Source organism: Pseudomonas sp. GW823-FHT06B06, from assembly GCF_058795195.1.
In genome coordinates, this window is record NZ_JBXAHO010000053.1 from 1 (window position 1) to 17029 (window position 17029).

The 17029-nt window shown below is 61.2% G+C and carries 14 protein-coding genes; 13 read left to right on the top strand and 1 reads right to left on the bottom strand.

What is annotated here, in order from left to right:
• The first annotated feature begins 364 nt into the window (after window positions 1-364).
• The 7 genes from AC1Q8Q_RS29405 (at window position 365) to AC1Q8Q_RS29435 (ending at window position 7091) form a co-directional block, all read left to right on the top strand.
• Window positions 365-1150, top strand: a complete 786-nt coding sequence (locus AC1Q8Q_RS29405; protein WP_020801040.1) for an SDR family oxidoreductase — start codon at window positions 365-367, stop codon at window positions 1148-1150.
• 10 nt (window positions 1151-1160) lie between these two features.
• Window positions 1161-1631: a MaoC family dehydratase gene (locus AC1Q8Q_RS29410; protein WP_020801039.1), complete on the top strand. Its 471-nt coding sequence runs from the start codon at window positions 1161-1163 to the stop codon at window positions 1629-1631.
• Between the two features lie 6 nt (window positions 1632-1637).
• Window positions 1638-2843, top strand: coding sequence for an acetyl-CoA C-acyltransferase (locus AC1Q8Q_RS29415; RefSeq protein ID WP_083349405.1), 1206 nt, complete (start codon window positions 1638-1640; stop codon window positions 2841-2843).
• A gap of 76 nt (window positions 2844-2919) precedes the next feature.
• Entirely contained in the window at window positions 2920-4137 is a 1218-nt protein-coding gene (locus tag AC1Q8Q_RS29420; protein ID WP_168758553.1) for a helix-turn-helix transcriptional regulator, read from the top strand.
• Window positions 4138-4215: 78 nt separating this feature from the next.
• Window positions 4216-5592: a DUF1329 domain-containing protein gene (locus AC1Q8Q_RS29425; protein ID WP_168758552.1), complete on the top strand. Its 1377-nt coding sequence runs from the start codon at window positions 4216-4218 to the stop codon at window positions 5590-5592.
• A 178-nt stretch (window positions 5593-5770) separates the two neighbouring features.
• Window positions 5771-6811, top strand: coding sequence for a 3-ketosteroid-9-alpha-monooxygenase, oxygenase component (locus AC1Q8Q_RS29430; RefSeq protein ID WP_020801034.1), 1041 nt, complete (start codon window positions 5771-5773; stop codon window positions 6809-6811).
• 106 nt (window positions 6812-6917) lie between these two features.
• Complete coding sequence (locus tag AC1Q8Q_RS29435) at window positions 6918-7091, top strand: hypothetical protein (RefSeq protein ID WP_020801033.1); 174 nt, start codon at window positions 6918-6920, stop codon at window positions 7089-7091.
• Here the strand turns inward: AC1Q8Q_RS29435 and AC1Q8Q_RS29440 are convergent.
• Entirely contained in the window at window positions 7078-7236 is a 159-nt protein-coding gene (locus tag AC1Q8Q_RS29440; protein WP_020801032.1) for a DUF2986 domain-containing protein, read from the bottom strand. The genes AC1Q8Q_RS29435 and AC1Q8Q_RS29440 overlap by 14 nt on opposite strands.
• A gap of 237 nt (window positions 7237-7473) precedes the next feature.
• Here AC1Q8Q_RS29440 and AC1Q8Q_RS29445 point away from each other — a divergent pair, with 237 nt between their 5' ends.
• The 6 genes from AC1Q8Q_RS29445 to nahK all read left to right on the top strand — a co-directional run bounded on the left by AC1Q8Q_RS29445 (window position 7474) and on the right by nahK (window position 16943).
• Window positions 7474-7995, top strand: coding sequence for a sigma-70 family RNA polymerase sigma factor (locus AC1Q8Q_RS29445; RefSeq protein ID WP_020801031.1), 522 nt, complete (start codon window positions 7474-7476; stop codon window positions 7993-7995).
• Window positions 7992-8954 (top strand): FecR domain-containing protein, encoded by a 963-nt coding sequence (locus AC1Q8Q_RS29450; protein WP_492615853.1) that lies wholly within the window; start codon window positions 7992-7994, stop codon window positions 8952-8954. Before AC1Q8Q_RS29445 ends, AC1Q8Q_RS29450 begins: the two co-directional genes overlap by 4 nt.
• 99 nt (window positions 8955-9053) lie before the next feature.
• Window positions 9054-11534, top strand: coding sequence for a TonB-dependent siderophore receptor (locus tag AC1Q8Q_RS29455; protein ID WP_168758551.1), 2481 nt, complete (start codon window positions 9054-9056; stop codon window positions 11532-11534).
• A 250-nt stretch (window positions 11535-11784) separates the two neighbouring features.
• Window positions 11785-12969 (top strand): porin, encoded by a 1185-nt coding sequence (locus AC1Q8Q_RS29460; protein ID WP_020801028.1) that lies wholly within the window; start codon window positions 11785-11787, stop codon window positions 12967-12969.
• Between the two features lie 247 nt (window positions 12970-13216).
• Window positions 13217-14380: a nitric oxide-sensing protein NosP gene (gene nosP / locus AC1Q8Q_RS29465; protein WP_020801027.1), complete on the top strand. Its 1164-nt coding sequence runs from the start codon at window positions 13217-13219 to the stop codon at window positions 14378-14380.
• Window positions 14310-16943, top strand: a complete 2634-nt coding sequence (gene nahK, locus AC1Q8Q_RS29470; protein WP_492615854.1) for a hybrid sensor histidine kinase/response regulator NahK/ErcS' — start codon at window positions 14310-14312, stop codon at window positions 16941-16943. The genes nosP and nahK overlap by 71 nt, the downstream gene beginning before the upstream one ends.
• Window positions 16944-17029: the final 86 nt, after the last annotated feature.

The window sequence follows — 17029 nt, forward strand, 5'->3', positions numbered from 1 at the left end:
CACCGAGTGGTGGGGCACAGCCTTTTGCTTCCTTTTTGGCGTTTGAAAAAGGGAGTCGCTGTAAAAGCGAAACCATAGGTGGCCGTTACCGCAGCAATGGATATGCACTCCGACAATAAATCTCAAATAGCTTGCTGTAACGCCCCGCATCAACGTTGCGTACGGCTCAATTAACGCGTCGTCAGTGGAACGCGGAGCGTCCCTGGCGGCATTCCTTTGCTGCGCGTGCGAACGATCAATCGCCAGCAGGCTGGCTCCCCCAAAGAGGGATTGCGTCGCGGCCTTTCTACCCCATTTTGACGATGTGCCCACGCAACTCCCTGCGTACAACTGCAGCGTATTGATTTCTTCGGAGGTAGACGCTGTGAAACAAGCCCCCCCTTATGTTCCCGGTCATCAATTGCTGGTCGGCAAGTCGGTGCTGATCACCGCTGCCGCGGGTGCCGGTATCGGTTATTCGGCGGCCCGGCGCAGTGCCGAGGAAGGTTGTCGGGCGTTGATGATTTCCGATGTGCATCCGCGGCGCCTGGAGGAAGCGGTGGAGCGGCTCAAGGCTGAGACTGGCCTGCAGGCGATTTATGGCCAGTTGTGCAATGTCACCGTCGAAGACGAAGTCCAGGCCCTGGTGACGGCGGCCGAAGAGGCGCTGGGCGGGGTCGATGTGCTGATCAACAACGCGGGCCTGGGTGGTCAGAAACGCGTGGTGGAGATGAGCGACGAAGAATGGCTTCGGGTGCTGGACGTGACCTTGACCGGCACCTTCCGCATGACCCGGGCGATGTTGCCGCACATGCAACGCCGTGGCGCCGGGGCCATCGTCAACAACGCCTCGGTGCTCGGCTGGCGGGCACAGAAGGAACAGGCCCATTACGCCGCTGCCAAGGCCGGAGTAATGGCCCTGACTCGCTGCAGCGCCCTGGAAGCTGCCGAGTTCGGCGTACGCATCAACGCGGTTTCACCGTCGATTGCCTTGCACGATTTTCTCAAGAAAGCCTCCAGCGAAGAGTTGCTCGCCAGCCTGGCGGGGCGCGAGGCGTTCGGTCGCGCTGCCGAAGTCTGGGAAGTGGCCAACGTGATGATGTTCCTGGCCAGCGACTATGCCTCCTACATGGTGGGCGAAGTGTTGTCCGTCAGTTCACAACAAGCTTGAGGATGGGCGCATGAGTCACGTTTTCAGCAGTGCCCAGGCGTTGCTTGCGGCCGAGGGCCTGGACCTGGGCCACACCGAATGGCTGACCATCAGCCAGCAGCGCATCGATCTGTTCGCCGAAGCCACCAGCGATCACCAGTGGATTCACGTCGACCCGGTGCGCGCCGCCAGTGGCCCGTTTGGTGCCTGCATTGCCCACGGCTACCTGACCCAATCGCTGGCGAACCTGTTCATGCCGCAGTTGCTGATCATTGAAAACATGGCGATGGGGGTCAACTACGGCAGCGACCGGGTGCGCTTCCCGGCGCCGGTCAAGGTCGACTCGCGGGTGCGGGGAAGCGGCCAGATCATCCGCGCCGAACCACTGGGCGATGCCGTGCAACTGACGGTGCGCATCACCGTTGAAGTCGAAGGCCAGGCCCGTCCCGGCTGCGTGATCGACACCATCAGCCGCTACACCTTCAACCCCATTTGCGAGTGAGTACCCATGGACCTGAATGAAGTCGTCATCGTCGCCACCGCCCGTACCGCGCTGGCCAAGTCGTTTCGCGGATCGTTCAACGATACCGAGGCCCCGGTGCTGGGCGGTCATGTGGTGCGCGCGGTGGTCGAACGCGCCGGCATCGAGCCTGCCGATGTAGAGGATGTGATCATGGGCGCGTCGGTGCAGCAAGGCACCCAGGGCTTCAACATCGGTCGGCTCTGCGCCTACACCGGCGGTTTGCCGGACAGCGTGCCGGGCATGGCCGTGGACCGCATGTGCGCCTCAGGCCTGATGAGCATCGGCATGGCCGCCAAGGGCATCATGACCGGCGAGATGAGCATCGCCATCGGCGGCGGCGTGGAGTCCCTGTCGCTGACCCAGACCAAACACAAGAACGCCTATCGCGCCCGATCCGAAGCGGTGCTGCAGGTGATGCCCAGCGCCTATATCCCGATGATCGAGACCGCTGAGATCGTGTCGCGCCGCTATGGCATCAGCCGCGCCGCCCAGGATGAGTATTCGCTGCAGAGCCAGCTGCGCACCGCCGCCGCGCAGCGAGACGGCTTGTTCGACGATGAGATCGTCGGCCTGAGCGTGGATAAATTACTGTTCGCCGATGGCCAGCCCAATGGCCATGAACGCGTGCAGGTGGTCAAGGACGAGTGCAACCGTCCCAATACGCGCCTGGAAGACCTGGCGGCATTGAAACCGGTGTGGAAGGACGGCAGCTGGATCGAGCAGGGCGAGTTCGTCACGGCCGGCAACGCCTCGCAATTCTCCGACGGTGCCGCCGCCAGCCTGCTGATGAGCCGGGCCGAAGCCAAGCGCCGCGGGTTGACGCCACTGGGCATCTACCGCGGCATTGCCGTGGGTGGTTGTGCGCCGGAGGAAATGGGCATCGGCCCGGTGATCGCCATTCCCAAGCTGCTCAAGCGCTTTGGCCTGAGCGTGAAGGACATCGGCCTGTGGGAGATCAACGAGGCTTTTGCCAGCCAGGTGCTGCATTGCCGCGATGCGCTGCAGATCCCGGCAGAGCGCCTGAACGTCAACGGCGGGGCGATTGCCATTGGTCACCCATTTGGCATGTCCGGCGCGCGGATGGTCGGCCACGCGCTGCTCGAAGGACGGCGGCGCGGTGTACGTTATGTAGTGGTTGCCATGTGCATCGGTGGTGGCATGGGCGCCGCCGGCCTGTTCGAGCTGCCATGAGGCCAGCGGGACACCGACGTTCTGTCGATTAAATCCATGGGGGCCCGCCAGTCGGGTCCTCTGCTGGGGAATGGTTATGCAAAGTTGTGTGCCCAATGCACAGGTCCTGGCGCAAATGGGCCTTGACTTGGCCGAGTACGAACGGATTATTGGCAACATCTACGATTCGGCGATGGACACCCGCTGCCTGAACGATTCTTTGCGCGAGCTGAGAACCTTGTTCAAGGCCAATTTCGTGACCTTGATTTTGCGGGTCCAGGATGAGCCGCTGTTGTCGCCCATGGTGGTGGCGGGCGATGTCGAACTCGGGGAGGGCGGTATCAACCATTATGCCTACTACGCCAAATCCACCCTGTTCGACGGCCTGCCCACCGATACGGTGTTCACCGTCGATGAACTGATGAGCGATGCCGAATGGTCCAGTTCGGCGTTCTACCTGCTGTTTTGCCAACCCCACGATTGCTACCACATGCTCGGTGCCGATATCCGCATGCCGGATGGCGGCACGGTGCGCTTGCGGATCAATCGACCCCAGGGGCACCCGGCTTTCAGCGCCCTTGAACGGGCCCTGTGCGCGATGTTGTTGCCGCATTTGCGCCGGGCCCTGCACATGCATTCGCTGCTCGATCGCAGTGAGTCGCTGGGCAGCCTGTATTCGCAGACGATCAGCCGCCTGGCGGTGGCGACTTTCGTGCTCGATGAAACCGGCAGTGTGCTGCAACTCAATCCCGTGGCCCGGGAGATTCTCGACAGCCAGGACGGCCTCAAGGTGGTGGGCGGGCGGCTGGAAGCGACTTACCCCAGTGATAATCGCGAGTTGGCGCGCCTGGTGCGCAATGCTTTCCAGCGCGCCAAACAGGGCGTGGGCAAGGGCGTGCAGGTGGCGGAGGCGACGTCGATATCCCGCCCCTCGGGTCAGGTCAGCCTGGGGGTGGTGGTGGAGTTGATCCCGTCCCAGGAACTGCTCGAAGGCAACGGCAAGCCCACGGTGGTGGTGTATGTGCGCGATGCGGTAAGCAAGTCGCTGGTGAGCACGGTGCTGACTTCGCAACTGTACAACCTGACCCCGGCGGAAACCACGCTAGCCCTGGAACTGGCCAACGGCCTGTCGCTGGAAGAGGCCTCGGAAATCCTCAATATCCGCCGCAACACCGCCCGCGCCCACCTGCGTTCGATCTTCTCCAAGACCGGCGTGCGGCGCCAGACCGAACTGGTGCGGATCATGCTCAACAGCGTGGTGGCCCTGGGGGCACCGCAGCCGGTGGTGAACCCGGCCAGTGCCAAAACGCGTTAGTCCGTGCGGACGATGCTGCCGGGTTCCTCGCCTGTCGATACTGGGCAACCGTTGCGAACGTGAATAAGGAGAATAAAAATGAACGGCAGTAATCAGTCCCCAAGCTGGGCCTTGGCGTTGTTGTTGGGATGCTGTGCCATCGGCACGGTGCATGCCGCGCCAGAGGACGTCGAGCGCCTGGGCAAGGACTTGACGTGCCTGGGCGCGGAAAAGGCCGGTAATGCCGACGGCAGCATTCCGCCGTTCAGCGGCAAGTGGCTGGGTGTTCCACCCCACGTTGATTTCAAGGGCACCGGCAACCACCCGGTGGACCCGTACCCGGACGACAAGCCGCTGTTCGTGGTGACCGCGCAGAACATCGGCCAATACAATGACTACTTGTCCGATGGGCAGAAAGCCCTGTTCAAACTGTACCCGGCCACCTACAAAATACCGGTTTACCCCACGCGCCGGGATTTTCGCTTCAACGACGCGGTCTGCCAGGCCACCAAAGAGAATGCCAAGGTGGCGCGGCTGGTCGATGATGGCGAAGGGGTGGTCGGCAAGACCGGCGGCACCGCTTTCCCGGTGCCGCGTAGCGGCCTGGAACTGTTGAAGAATGCCTCGACCTTTACCTTGCGGGCCTGGACCGAGGAGTACATCTCCGACAACGCCTACGTGCTCAAGGACGGCAACATCAACTGGGGCCGCGTGCATTCGCGCAACCTGGCGCCAGGGCTCGAACCGGACAAGATTGGGGATACCACTGGCAACTCGTCGTTTTATCTCAATGAAACCCTGCTGCCGCAACGGGACAAGGGTGAGATCAACACCGGCACCGAATTCTGGAACGACAAGACTGAACCGCGCCAGTCCTGGCGCTACGATCCGGGTACCCGCCGCGTGCGTCAGTCGCCGGGGTATGGCTTCGACATGTCGTTCCCAGGCAGCGGTGGTTCCATCACCGTCGACGAGGTACGCCTGTTCAACGGTTCGGGGCAACGTTATGACTGGAAGATCGTCGGCAAGCGCGAGATGTTCATTCCCTACAATACCTACCGCCTGCATGCCGCCAACTTCAAGTACGCCGACTTGCTGACCCCTGGTCACATCAACCCGGATGCCATGCGTTTTGAGCGCCATCGGGTCTGGGAACTGGAAGGCACGCTCAAGCCGGGCTTCCGCCATCTGTATGGCAAACGCAAGCTGTACATCGACGAAGACACCTGGTTCCCGATGCTCGCCGACAACTACGACAACCGTGGCGAGCTGTGGCGCACTTCGATGGTCAACTATTTCTACGCCTACGAAAGCCAGCGGCCGCAAGCGGGCGTGGGCCTGTACTACGACCTCAATGCCGGCAGCTACCTGGCATTCAACCTGATCAACGAACAGCGCAACGGCTACCTGTTGAACAAAACCGGTTTCAGCCCCCGGGACTTCGGCCCGGAGGCCGCTCGCCGCTTCGGCCAGTAACCACCCGGCGTGGCGCCCGTGGAGACAGGGGCGCCCATTGAGAGTGGCTCGCGTTTGATCTAGTCCAACTGAAGGATGTTCTCCCGGCAAGGCTGCTCAATGATGCTCGCCATGGGATCACCCTGATTTTCTTGGGGGCATAGCCTGCCCCGAAGTCTGTAATCGAGGAACAATAACAATGACGAAACTCGCTGAACTCAACATCGAGAACGCCCAGCGTACCCACCGTTACGCGCGCGGCTGGCACTGCCTGGGCAATGCCGCCGACTACCGTGATGGCAAGCCCCACACCCTGGAAATCTTCGGCACCCGCCTGGTGGCCTTTGCCGACAGCCAGGGCACCATCAGCATCCTGGATGCCTATTGCCCGCACATGGGCGCCGACCTGTCCCAGGGCACCGTCGAGAACGACAGGCTGGTTTGCCCGTTCCACCACTGGAAGTACGACACCGGTGGTAAATGCGTGGAGATCCCTTACTGCAAGCGCATTCCACCCAAGGCCAAGACCCGCAGTTGGTTGAGCTGCGAGGAAAACAACCTGCTGTTCGTCTGGAACAACCCCGAAGGCCGTGCGCCGAAAGACGGCGTGGTCATTCCGCACCTGCCCGAAATGGACGATCCGGACTGGATTCATGACTGGAACATCGACACCATGCACATCGAAACCAACCCACGGGAGTTGGTCGATAACCTGGTGGATGCCCAGCACTTCGGGCCGGTGCACGGTACGCCGACCAAGTACTTCGCCAACGTCTTCGAAGGGCACATCGGCCATCAGATTTTCCATGGCGACTCCGAGCGCCTGGGCGGCGACCTGATCGCGCCATCGGCCTACTACGGCCCGGCGACCCACTTCACCCATATCAGCTCGATGTTCGGCGATGTGCGCATCCACGCCATCCTGCTTAACAGCCACGTGCCGGTGACGCCAAACAGCTTCGACCTGCGCTTTGGTTGCATGGTCAAGAGGGTGCCGGGCTGGACCGAAGAGCAGAACCAGGAAGTGGCCAGGGCCTATGTCCAGGGCAACCGCGATTCGTTCTATCAGGACGTGGTGATCTGGAAGCACAAGATCCGCATCGACAAGCCAGTGCTGGCCGAAACCGACGGCCCGGTCTATCAGTTGCGCGAGTGGTACGAGCAGTTCTTCACCGACGAGGACGACGTGCCCGCGTTCATGGCCGAGCGTCGCGAGTTCATCACGGTGGACGAGCGCTGACAGAGCACCAGGGCGCCTTGCCGAGAACCCCATCCGTCGCGGAAAGGCGCCGTTCCCAGGGCACTGCTAACGCAGTTTCGATTCAAAGGTCATGAGAGCACAGACAATGAAAATAAAAAGTCTTCTCGCCTACTACATCCCTTTTTTGGTCCTGTTTTTCCTGGTGTTTACCGTACTGTTTTCCGTGCCGCCGGAACCGGCCAGTGTCAAGGCCTGCAAGCGCTACGCGAGCTGTGTGGCCATGAGTTCGAGCGCCCCGAACTGGATCAATTTTCGCTAGGGGAACTGATCGAGGCGTCAGCTTCGGCAGCCAGTTTCAATCGGTCGGCCTTGCTGATGTATTTAGGCTTTTTCGGCGCCAGTTTGGCGCTGGCCTTTTTGGCCTTTTCCTTGAACAACTGCTTCAGCTTTTTCTGACGGTTCATGTTTTTCCACCTGGCTTGTAAGTACTTGAATGATATCAGCGTCGCCCTTGCCTTGCCCTCGTTCTTCGCCTGTAGGAGCAAGGCTTGCCCGCGAACCAGGCGCTGTGGTGTATCAGTAATACCGCGTTATCGTGCTTTGCCGCCCGCTGGCTCCTACAGGCCACAGTGGCTATTGCAAATCACCCTGCGCACACATGACAATGCGAGTCATTATCACTCGCGAATTATTCCATCGTCATGTCCGCCAACGATTTATCCCTGCGCAACGCTGTCAATGACCTGTATTGCGACCATCACGGTTGGCTCAAGGGCTGGCTGCGCAAGCGTCTGGGCAATGCTTTCGATGCGGCGGACCTGGCGCAGGACACGTTCGTTCGGGTCATCAAGGCGCGAAACGCGCTGGAGATTCGCGAGCCACGGCCCTACCTGTCGATGATCGCCAAGGGCTTGCTGATCGATCTGTTTCGCCGCCGTTCGCTGGAACAGTCCTACCTGGAAGCCTTGGCCGCAATGCCCGAATGGCAGCAACCTTCATTGGAGGAACAGGCGATCCTGTTGCAAGCCCTGATGGAAATCGACCGCCTGCTTCAAGGATTGGGGACCAAGGTCAAGCAGGCGTTCATCCTGTCGCAGTTCGACGGGCTGACCTACCCGCAGATCGCCGAGCGCTTGAACATCAGCACGCGCACAGTCAACAACTACATGGCCAAGGCCATGGAGCATTGCTGTTTGATGCAGATTCGGCTGCAACTGGCGTGAGCCTTTCGCCCGCTGAGTTGAAGGCGATTGGCGCCGCTGCCCGGTGGTATGCCCGACTTCGGTCGGATATCGCCACCGATGCGGATCTGGCAGCCTGGAAAGACTGGCTGGCTTGCGACCCTGACCATCGCCAAGCCTGGCAGCGAATGCTCGACGTGGGCGAGCAGATGGCCAGTGTGCCGGGCTCATTGGCTGCGCCAGCCTTGCGTGGCGCTGATCGATCCCGGCGCCAGGTATTGCGCAGTGTGCTGGTGCTCGTGTCAGCCGGTTCGCTGGGCGGGCTGGGCTGGTACAGCGAGACCTCGCGCAACCTGTTTGCCGATTTTCGCACCGCAGTGGGTGAGCGCCGTGAGTTTCGTTTGGCCGATGGCAGCGCGTTGCTACTTAACACCGATACGTCGGTCAACCTTCGCTTCGACGGTCGTCACCGTGTACTCGACCTGTTGCGGGGCGAGATACGAGTGACAACCGCGGTCGATCCCTTGCAGCGGCCGTTCAAGGTGCTCACTCGTCATGCAGAAGTGTTGGCGCTCGGCACGCGTTTTATCGTCCGCTACGATGAGCAGGGCGCTGGCGTGGCGGTAATCGAGAAGGCCGTCGAGGTCCGTTCGGCTGGCGCTGGCTCGACGGTGCGTGTGGAAGCCGGCCAGTCCCTGGACTTCGATGGCCGCTCATTGGGCGTTGTACGGCGCAACGATGCTTCGGTCGGTGCCTGGCAACAGGGAAGCATCATCGCCATCAATCGTCCCCTGGCCGAGTTGCTGGACGACCTTTCGCGCTACCGCCCAGGTGTACTGCGCTGCGATCCGCGAATTGCCCAACTGAAAGTCTCCGGCGCTTTTCCCATTGATGACACTGACCTGGCGCTGGCTGCGCTGGAGAGTGGTTTCGCGCTACAGGTCACTCGGTACAGCCGGTATTGGGTCGATGTGTCGTCGCCTGCCACCACGCTTTCATAGTGAGTTGAAAAAGTTTGTCAGCGTTTTGCACTATTGATGCACATCGTTCGGCTCATCCCTCAATGAGTTTTTACAGATCGTCTTTGGGGGAGGGGAAGCATGTTTCGGGTGTACAAGCCGGGTCGTTTGGCGGCCGCAGTAAAGTTCGGGCTATTGGCGGCAACGACGGCGGGTGTCTGGTCAAGCGTAGCGTTGGCGGTGCAGCTGCCGGCGCAACAGCAAAACTCGGTCAAGTCCTTTGACATCGCTGGCGGCAGCCTGACTGAAGTCCTCAGTCATTTCGCCAGCGCGGCGGGTGCTGCGCTTTCGTTCGATGCGCGACAAACCGATGGCTTGAAATCTCCAGGGCTCCAGGGAGCGTTTGGTGTCAGCGAAGGGTTTGCGCGGATTCTGGCGGGTAGCGGACTGCAGGCCGAACCGCAGGCTAACGGTACGTATGTGCTGCGGCCAACTCCGAGGGCTGGTTCGGCGCTGGAACTGGGCGCGACCAACATCAATGGCCAGGTGCTGGGCGCGACCACCGAAAACAGCGGCTCGTACACCACCGGAGCGGTCACCATCGGCAAGGGTGAGCACTCGCTCAGGGAAACGCCGCAATCGGTCACGGTGATGACGCGCAAGATGCTCGATGACCAGAACCTGAACACCATCGACCAGGTCATGGAAAAGACCCCGGGCATCACCGTCTACGACTCGACCATGGGCGGCAAGTACTTCTACTCGCGCGGGTTCCGGATGTCGGGCCAGTATCAGTACGACGGTGTGCCCCTGGACATGGGCAACCTGTATGTCCAGGCCGACAGTTTCAGCGGTGACATGGCGTATTACGACCGGGTGGAAATTCTGCGCGGCGCCGCGGGCATGATGAAGGGCGCGGGTGGCACCGCCGGCGGGGTGAACTTCGTGCGCAAACGCGGCCAGGCTGCCGCGCACACGGACATCACGCTGTCCGGTGGCAGCTGGGACAACTATCGCGGACAGGTCGATACCGGTGGCCCGCTGAACGAATCCGGCACTTTGCGCGGCCGGGCGGTGGTCGCGGAGCAGAGCCGGCACTATTTCGTCGACGACGCCAGTCGCAAGGACCAGGTGTATTACGGCGCGCTGGACCTAGACCTGAGCCCCGACACCACGCTCGGCCTGGGTGTCGCCTATGAAGACGTGGATGCCAGCCCTTGCTGGGGAGGCCTGCCGCGTTACAAGGACCGCAGCGACTTGAAGCTCAGCCGCTCGACCTGCCTCGATCCTGCGTGGAACACCTGGCGTAGCCAGCGCACCACGGTCTTCAGCGACCTGAGTCACCAGCTCAACGACGACTGGGCCTTGAAGGTCGCCAGTGTCTATACAAAAAACACCCAGGACATCAAGTACGCATTCGCTTCCGGCGCCGTGACGCCCGGCACCGATACCACCGGCATGCTGGGCAGCATGTACGACTACGATCAGGTCGATTACGGCCTGGATGCCTACGTCGACGGCAAGTTCGACGCGTTCGGTCAACGCCATGAACTGGTGGTGGGTTTCAATGCCAGCCGTTCGAAAAAGAACGACTTCTACTCGGTGGCGTTCCTGCCGCAGCGCCAGAATGTGTTCAACCCCGACAAGTATATTCCGGAGCCGGATGACAGCTACTTCATCGACAATTCATCTCGCGGCGGTCCGGTCGACTCAGTCACCAGGCAGAAGGGCATTTACTCGACACTGCGCTTGAAACTGGCTGATCCACTGACCGTTGTCGTTGGCGGCCGGGTGAGCTGGTACAACTCCGATACCGACTACGACTTCATCAACACAGGCACTTCGGAGCACGCCAGCACCACAGAGACCGGGCAAGTGACGCCGTTTGCCGGTGTGCTGCTGGACCTGAACGAGAACCTGACCGCTTACGCCAGCTATTCGGAAATCTTTACCCCGCAAGGCAATTACCGCTCAGAAGACGGTGCTGCGCTCAAGCCGCTCGTGGGCCAGAGCTATGAGCTGGGGATCAAGGGCGCCTGGTACGACGGTCGACTGAACAGCGCCTTCAACCTGTTCCGCACGATCCAGAAGGACCAGGCGCAGACTGACTACAACTCGTCCTGCCCGTCGTCCGACGGCTACTGCTACGTCAATGCTGGCAAGGTTCGCGCCCAGGGTTTCGAAGCCGAGATCAGCGGTGAAGTCATTGAGCGCCTGCAAGTGCTGGCGGGTTACACCTATACCCAGACCAAGACGCTCGACGATATCGACACCAGCCTGAACGGCGCAGCGTTCAACAGTTATGTGCCGCGGCATATGTTGCGGATGTGGGGCGATTACGCCCTGAGTGGCTCGCTTGAGCGATTCACCCTGGGTGCAGGGGTCAACGCGCAAAGCGATAACTTCCGTGTTTCACCTTCAAGTGGTGAGAAAATCAGCCAGTCAGGCTATGCGATCTGGAACGGCCGCATCGGCTACCGCATCGACGACACCTGGTCGGTCGCGCTCAACGGCAACAACCTGTTCGACAAGCGCTACTACGCCACCATCGGCACTGAGACGTTCGGCAACTACTACGGTGATCCACGCAACTTCATGTTGTCGGTCAAGGCGAGTTTCTAACGCCGGCAGATGCCGCAATCGTGCAGTCGATGCAGGAAAAGCCCGGGTCGCAAGAACCGGGCTTTTCGATGGGCGTACAGGCCTACACCCTAAGTTGTGAGCCCTGCCGACCGGCGGTCTTACGCCACAGTTGCCGCGCGCTTGCGGCCATTCCAAAGCACCTCGAAACCACCCCCAAGGCAGCGTATGGCGCCGCCTGCCAGCTTTCGATAATCGCCTCCGACACCTCGTCCCAGTCGCGGAGCGCGCCATGCACAACAATAAGAACTTCACGCATCGTTTTTTACCGGCCTTGATCGCCAGCCTGTCTGCCCTCGGCATGAGTGCCACGGCCGAAGCCGAAATCATGCTGTACGACAAGGACCAGACCACGTTCTCCACCGACGGCTACATCAACGCCTTCTATGTGAACAGCGATGTCGACCGCGAAGGGGATCAGTACGACCGCCGTCAATCGCGGGTGAAAATGGGCTTCCTGCCCAACTACCTGGGCTTCAACATGGGCAAGCAGGTCGATGACCTCAAGCTGGGTGCCCGCGCCTCGTTCTGGGTCACCATCAACGACAGTGAAACCAATGGCACCGACACCGCCATCGATGTGCGGCAGTTCTACGGCACCGTGGCCAACCCCGAGTGGGGGGAAGTGCTGATCGGCAAGGACTTCGGCCTGTTCGCCCGCTCCAACATCCTGCTCGATGAGCTGCTCGCCGGCTACGGCCAGGTCAGCGATACCCTGGGGCTGGTGGATGGTGGCGGGGTGTCGTTCGGCAACATCGGCACCGGTTATCCCTATCCGTTCCCGACCTCGCAGATCACTTACCGCACACCGGTGATGGACGGTTTGCGCGTGGCGGTGGGGATCATGGACCCGGTGGACACCAATGACAGCAGCCCGACCGGCAAGGCCTACCAGGAAAATCCGCGCACCGAGAGCGAGATCACCTATCAGTTCGACCTCGCCGGGGCGAAGATCTACAGCTGGGTCAACGGCAGCTACCAGACCTCGGACAATACCGATTCCAGCGTCGACACCGTCACCTCCAAAGGCGTCGGTTATGGCGTGCAGGCAAAAATGGGTGGCTTGTCCCTGACCGGGTCGGGCTTCCAGGCCAAGGGCATCAACCCGTTTTTCACCAACAACGCCGGCGAACCGACCCTGCGCAACGTCGACAGTGACGGGTACCTGTTGCAGGGCTCCTACAAACTGGGCAAGAACCGCCTGGCCTTGTCCTACGGCAAGACCAATGACGATGGCAACGGCGTGGTCGGCAGTGGCGCGGACTACGAGACCCGCGGCATCGCGCTGTTCCATGACGTGAACGACAACCTCAAGCTGGTGGCCGAGTACAACCAGTTCGAAATCAACGGGCATGACAGCAGTGCGCAGAACGAAGACACCGATACCGTTGCAGTCGGCGCGGTGTTGACCTGGTAGTGGCTACGTGACTATCCACTGTGGGAGCGAGCCTGCTCGCGAATTCGGTGTCTCAGGCAACATCATTATTGACTGCAAGAGAGCATTCGCGAGCAGGCTCGCTCCCACAAGGATTTAACTATCTGCTGGATATGCGGCACAAGTCTCATCCCATTGAAGCGCCTACCTGCTACCCAAGTAGCATTCGTGGCACTCGGCTGGCTTCGTACACTCGTGCCTCACACACACGCACCTGCGAGGGGCGACGATGCAGCAGGTCCAGAACGAAGGGATCGTCAGTGCGATGTCCCAGGCCACCGATCCGCAGCAGGTGGCGCAGGAGCTGGCGCGGCAGTTGCTGCATCCGCACCTGGGCTTCGTGCTGTTTTTCTGTTCCGCCGAGTACGATTTGCAGGGGTTGGGCCAGGCGTTGCAGCAAGGCTTCGGCGGCATACGCCTGGCGGGTTGCACCAGCGCCGGGGAAATCACTGCGCAGGGATATGGGCGCAATTGCGTGACGGCGGTGGGTTTTGATCATCGGTACTTTTCCATCGCCCTGGAACTGATCGACGAGATGGAGCACTTCAGCCTGATCGACGCTCAGCAGATGGTCGAGCGCCTGGTCAACGGCTGTCGCAGCAACACCCTGGCACCCATCAAGGGCAACAGCTTTGCCCTGACGTTGCTTGATGGCCTGTCCAGCCGCGAAGAAATGGTCCTGGCCGCCTTGAGTGCGGCGCTGGGCGACATCCCGCACTTTGGCGGCTCGGCCGGAGACGACAACTACCTGACCCACACCCATGTCTACTCAGGCGGCGGTTTCCACAGCGGCGCGGCGGTGGTGGTGCTGGTCAATACCTGGCTGGACTTTGAAGTGTTCACCACCCACCACATTCTGCCGCGAGCGGAGAAACTGGTGGTCACCGGCGCGGACAGCGCCTCGCGGCGGGTCTTCGAACTCAACGCCGAGCCGGCCGCCGCCGAGTACGCCCGGCACATCGGCGTGCCGGTGGGCCAACTCGACCACCGGGTCTTCGCCGCGCACCCGTTGGCGGTGCGGATCAACGAGCAGTATTACGTGCGCGCCATCCAGCAGGTTCATCCGGACCTGAGCTTGAGTTTCTATTGCGCGGTGGAGAATGGCATCGTGCTCACCGCCATGACCCCGGGCCCGTTGCTGCCGAATCTGCAGAGCCTGTTCGACGGTTTGCAACAACGGCTCGGCGATCTGTTGCTGACCATTGGTTGTGACTGTTTCCTCAGGCGCCTGGAGTTGGAGGACAACGGCAGCCTGGAGCAGATCGGCAGTTTTTTGCGCGAACAGCGGGTGATGGGGTTCAACTCCTACGGAGAACAGTTCAATGGCATGCACATCAACCAGACCTTCACCGGCGTTGCCATTGCCCGCGGCCGGTCCCGTGGACAGCGCTGAACTGCGGGCGCAAATCGCCGTCCTGCAAAACGACAATCAGAAACTGCAACGCATCAATGCGGCGCTGATCGAGCGCATCGAGTCCGGCGTCACCCGCGGCAACGATCCGTACGCCGCCTTCCAGCATTCGGTGGTGCTGGCCGAGCAGGTGCGAGAACGCACCGATGCCTTGAACCAGGCCATGGCCGAACTCAAGGCCGGCAACCATTTGCTCAGCGACGCGCGCCTGCGTGCCGAAACGGCCCATCAACACCTGATCGATGCCATCGAGAGCATTTCCGATGCCTTCGTGCTGTTCGATGCCGAGCAGCGCATTGTCTTGTTCAACAGCCGCTTCAAGGCGTTCTGGAGCAACAGCCGGGTGCGGATCAACGCTGGCATGCGTTTGACCGAGGTCAAGCGCCTGATGCAGAGCAACGGGTTGTTTACCGAAGAGCCTCGCGGGCATGCCGACGAAAACCTGCTGTACCGCCTGCAGGACGGTCGCTGGCTGCAAGTCAGCGAACGGCCGACCCAGGAAGGTGGGCGGGTGATCCTGTTTACCGACATCACCGACGTCAAGCTCAGCGAGACCGTGCGCCGGGAACAGGCGGTGGCGCAGAAGTCGCACTTGCTGCAACGGGCGGTCGACAACTTGTCCCAAGGGGTGGCCATGGTCAATGCCGAGGGCATTCTCGAACTGTGGAACCGGCGCTTCCTCGAGCTCAGTGGCTTGGCACCGGTGGCCGCCCATCGGCCCTTTGCCGAAGTCATCGCCGACAGCGAACTGACCCTGCTGACCCCGGCCAGTCGCTGTCCGAATGGGCGCCCCGTGCAGGAGTGCGAACAACGCCTGTGCGATGGCCGGGTCCTGGAAATCCGCACCCATCCATTGCCCACCGGCGGTTTCGTCAACACCTTCACCGACATCACCGAACGCTACCAGCACGCCGAAGCCCTGAGCGAAAGCGAGCGCTGGATTCGCTTGATCACCGACCATGTGCCGGCATTGATCGCCTACCTCAATGCCGATCTGGTCTACGAGTTCACCAATAAGGTCTACGAAGAATGGTACTGCTGGCCGCGCGGCGTGATGCTTGGCCAGAGCCTGCGCGAAGTGCACAGCGAGCAGCATTACCAGCGCCTGGAGTCCTACGTGGCCCGAGCGCTGGCCGGGGAGAGCGTAACCTTCGAATTCGCCGAGACCAACGTCAACAACCAGGAGCGCTACATGTTGCGCTCCTATGTGCCCAATCGCCTGGCCAGCGGCGAGGTGGTGGGGATCTTCGTGTTGATCCGCGACATTACCGAGCGCCGCCGTACCGCCGAGGCGCTGCACCAGGCTTATCAGAATCTCGAACTGCGGGTGCGTGAGCGCACCGCCGAACTGACCCACCTCAACGACCAGTTGCTGCGCGAAATCGAAGAACGCCGCCGGGTCGAATCGCGCTTGCGTGAGGCCAAGCTGGAAGCGGAACAGGCCAACCTGTCGAAAACCAAGTTTCTCGCCGCCGTCAGTCACGACCTGCTGCAACCGCTGAATGCCGCGCGGTTGTTCACCAGTGCCTTGCTGGAGCGACGCGAGCCGATTGCCAACGAGAACCTGGTGCGCAATGTCAGCAACTCACTGGAAGATGTGGAGAGCCTGTTGGGCACCCTGGTGGATATTTCCAAGCTCGATGCCGGTGTGATCAAGGCCGATGTTGCGCCGTTCGCCTTGAGCGAACTGCTGGAAAACCTCGCCGCCGAATACACTCAGGTGGCGCGCAGCGAAGGCCTGCAACTGCATTTCATCGCCTGTTCGGCCCTGGTACGCAGCGACATCCAGTTGCTGGCGCGCATCCTGCGCAATCTGTTGAGCAACGCTATTCGTTATACCTACAGCGGTCGCGTGGTGCTGGGTTGTCGGCGTCATGAGCAAAGCCTGTCGATTCAGGTCTGGGACAGCGGGATGGGCATCGCTGAAAATCGCCTGGAAGAAATCTTCCAGGAGTTCAAGCGCGGTGATGTGCAACGCCCGGATCAGGACCGTGGCCTGGGCCTTGGCTTGGCGATTGTCGAGAAAATCGCCGGCATTCTCGGCCACCGCATTCACGTGCGTTCGTGGCCTGGCCGGGGCTCGATGTTTTCAGTGGAAGTGCCGATCAGCGCCACCGCACCCAAGCCATTGCCGAACCTGCTGATGAGCGAGCCGATGCTCGAACGGCTGCGCGGCGCGCGGGTCTGGGTGCTGGACAACGACGCGACCATTTGCGCCGGGATGCGCACGTTGCTGGAAGGATGGGGGTGTCGCGTGGTGACGGCATTGTCGGAAGAGGACCTGGCACGGCAGGTGGACAACTACCATGCCGGCGCCGACCTGTTGATTGCCGACTATCACCTGGACAACGACCAGAACGGCGTCGATGCTGTCGCGCGGATCAATGCCCGCCGAGCTTGCGCTATCCCGGCCATGATGATCACCGCCAACTACAGCAATGAACTCAAACAGCAGATCCGCGAACTGGGCCATACCCTGATGCACAAACCGGTACGGCCGATGAAGCTGAAGGCGGCGATGAGTCATCTGCTCGCCAGGCCTTGAGGTCTGATCGTTCCCACGCTCTGCGTGGGAATGCAGCCCGGGACGCTCCGCGTCCCTTTAAGAGCCGAACGCGGAGCGTCCGTTGA